The organism is Streptomyces sp. NPDC046215, from assembly GCF_040646215.1.
Lineage (GTDB): Bacteria > Actinomycetota > Actinomycetes > Streptomycetales > Streptomycetaceae > Streptomyces > Streptomyces stramineus.
Window position 1 is genome coordinate 1 of record NZ_JBEYZW010000182.1, and the last position, 3,295, is coordinate 3,295.

Below are 3,295 nucleotides of genomic sequence, written 5' to 3' on the forward strand. Positions count from 1 at the left end.
TGGGTGATCTGTTGGTAGTCGACGTGGTGGCGGGCTTGGTGGGCCCAGTAGTGGGGGGTGAGGGCCTCGGCCGGGTCAGCGGTAGTGATGAGGGGGATGGTTGGTGGGTGGTAGGTGAGGGTTTCGGCGGTGGCGGTCAGCTCGGGGAGTAGAGCGTCGAGGTGGGGGGAGTGGAAGGCACCGCTGGTCTGCAGGGCGGTGGTTTTGCGGCCCAGGCTCTGGAAGTGCGTGGTGAGGGTGTTTACCGTGTCGCGGTCGCCGGAGATGACGAGTGAGGTGGGGCTGTTGACCGCGGCGATCGATACCTGACCGGCATGGTCTTCGATCAGGGGGTGGACTTCGTCGGGGGTGGCCTGGAGGGCGGTCATGGCGCCGGTGGCGGGGAGGGTGTCCATGAGCCGGGCGCGGGTGGTGACCAGGAGTGCGGCGTCGGGCAGGGTGAGGATTCCGGCGAGGTGGGCGGCGGTGATCTCTCCGAGGGAGTGCCCGGCCACGCAGTCGGGCCGTACCCCGAACTGCTTGGTCAGCAGCGAGTGCAGGGCGTACTGCAAAGCGAACAACGCCGGCTGGGTGAACAGCGTCCGGTGGATCAGCGACCCGAGATCACTGTCGGCGGAGGGGAAGAGAACGTCGAGCAGGGGGTGCTCGAGGTGCGGATCAAGGTGGGCGCAGGCTTCGTCCATGGCCTGGGCGAAGGCGGGGAATGCCTGGTAGAGGCCGTGTCCCATGCCGGGGTACTGGGTGCCCTGCCCCGCACACAGGAAAGCCACCTTTCCCCCGCTGCCCGTGCCCCGGATCACGGAGGGATGCTCTTCACCGGCCGCCAGAGCCGACAGCCCGTCCAGAAATCCCTCCCGGTCCCCGGCGAGCACGACTGCCCGGTGATCGAACACCGACCGGCCCGACGCCAGCGAGAACCCCACATCCGCCAACGCCACATCAGAACGGCCAGTGAGCCAACGGCGCAGTTGCCCTGCCTGCGCCCGCAGAGCACCGTCCGACTTCGCTGAAACCGGCCACGGGAACGGCATCGGCAAGGGCTTGGCGGCTTCATCGTCGTCTTGGCCCGGCCCGGCCACGTCGGCCGCGCCGGCTTCGTCCTCGACCGCCGGCGCTTCCTCGATGATGACGTGCGCGTTCGTACCGCTGACCCCGAACGACGACACTCCCGCCCGTCGGGGCCGCCCCTCCACCCCCGGCCACGGCACCGCCTCCGTCAGCAGCCGCACGGCACCCGCATCCCAGTTCACGTGCGGTGACGGCTCGTTCACATGCAATGTGGCAGGCAACATCCCACGTCGCAGCGCCATCACCATCTTGATCACACCCGCCACACCCGCCGCCGCCTGGGTATGCCCGATGTTCGACTTCACCGATCCGAGCCAGAGTGGTTGTCCAGCCCGTCGCTCTTGCCCGTAGGTGGTGAGGAGAGCCTGCGCCTCGATCGGGTCGCCCAGCACGGTCCCTGTCCCGTGCCCCTCCACCGCATCCACATCACCAGGAGAGAGACGAGCATTGGCGAGGGCCTGGCGAATCACCCGCTGCTGCGACGGACCATTCGGCGCGGTCAAACCATTCGACGCCCCGTCCTGGTTGACAGCCGTCCCCCGCACCACCGCCAACACCTGGTGCCCAAGGCGCCGGGCATCCGACAACCGCTCCACCAGCAACATGCCGACGCCTTCGCCCCACCCGGTGCCGTCCGCCGAGGCCGAAAATGCTTTGCACCGCCCATCAGGCGCCAAGCCCCGCTGCCGCGAGAACTCAACAAAGGTGGTCGGCGTGGACATGACTGCTACTCCGCCGACCAGTGCCATGGTGCATTCATCGGCTCGCAATGCTTGGCATGCCAAATGCAAAGACACCAGAGATGACGAGCAAGAGGTATCGATCGTTACCGCGGGGCCTTCCAGGCCGAGTGTGTAGGAGATGCGTCCCGAAGCGATGCTTGCCGCGATGCCGGTCAGGATATGGCCCTCGGCGGCTTCTGGCTGCTTCCCGGTCCGGAGGCTGGTGTAGTCCTGTGGGTTGGCGCCCACGAAGACCGCTGTCCTGCTCCCGCGCAGAGACTCCGGGGAGATCCCCGACTTCTCCAGGGTCTCCCAGGCAGTTTCGAGGAGTAGTCGTTGCTGGGGATCCATCGAAAGAGCTTCGACTGGACTGATGCCGAAGAATTCTGCGTCGAAGTCGCATGCGTCGTAGAGAAAGGCGCCATGTCTTGTATAACAAGTGCCGAGTTCGTCCGGATCCGGGTTGTACAGCCGACTGAGGTTCCAGTTGCGGTCGGCAGGGAATCCCCCGACGGCATCCGCGCCGGAGGCGACCAAGTTCCAGTAGTCCTCTACAGACCGTGCTCCACCGGGGTAGCGGCACGCCATCCCGACGATGGCAACAGGCTCCTGTTCCCTCTCGGTGACCTCGTACAGACGTCGACGAGTTTTGTCCAGGTCGGCGGTCACTCGCTTGAGGTAGTCGAGTAGCTTTTCTTGAGTCACCACATGAATCACACCCTTAGCCCGCCCGGATGCGGGCGGGGCCGCTCTTCGACGACTCAGGCGAGTCCGAGATCGTTATCGATGAAATCGAGAACTTCAGAGGCCGTTGCCGAAGCAAGCGTGCCGGAAGTGGAGGCAGCGTCCGACGAGTTTCCGGGCCCGTTCCAGTGCAAGAGCATCGACTGCAGACGCGTGGTGATCCGGGATCGTGCCGCGTCATCCTGTTCGAAAGCCGTGAGAAAGGCTTCCAGCCTGTCGAGCTCTGCCAGCGCCGATGTGATTGACGTGGGTCCGTTGTTCTGAAGGATTTCCGTCTTCAGATGTTCTGCCAGTTCAGCGGGCGTCGGGTAATCAAAGACAAGTGTTGAAGGGAGCCGGAGTTCGGTGGCGCCATTGAGTCGGTTGCGGAGTTCGATGGCAGTGAGGGAGTCGAAGCCCTGGTCGCGGAAGAGCGTGTCGGGGGTGACGTCATCGGTATGGGAGTGGCCGAGGACGGTGGCGGCATTGGACTGCACGAGGGTGAGGAGAGTGTGGAGCTGTTCGGCGGGAGCCTGATCCATCAGGAGTGTTCGGAGGGGGCGAAGAGGACGGGCCGGCGCTGAAGGACGGTTTGTGGTGGGGGTGTGGTGGTGGGTTGTGGTGGTGAGGTTTTGGAGGAGTGGTGGGGTGGGGGTGTGGTGGGTGGTGAGGTGTGCGGGGAGGAGGGTGGGGTGGTGGGTGTGGGTGGTGGCGGTGTCGTAGAGGGTGAGTGCTTCGGGGGTGGTCATGGGGTGGAGGCCGGTGCGGTTGAGGCGTGTGTG

Annotated in this window: 2 protein-coding genes; both read right to left on the minus strand. The window is 65.4% G+C overall.

Translation table 11 applies throughout. The features are described from left to right. The coding region (locus ABZ951_RS33675; protein WP_361281758.1) for a type I polyketide synthase at positions 1–2,495 on the minus strand (2,495 nt) is incomplete at its 3' end. Positions 2,496–2,551: 56 nt separating this feature from the next. Continuing rightward, on the minus strand, positions 2,552–3,295 hold a 744-nt coding region (locus tag ABZ951_RS33680; protein ID WP_361281761.1), incomplete at its 5' end, for a phosphopantetheine-binding protein.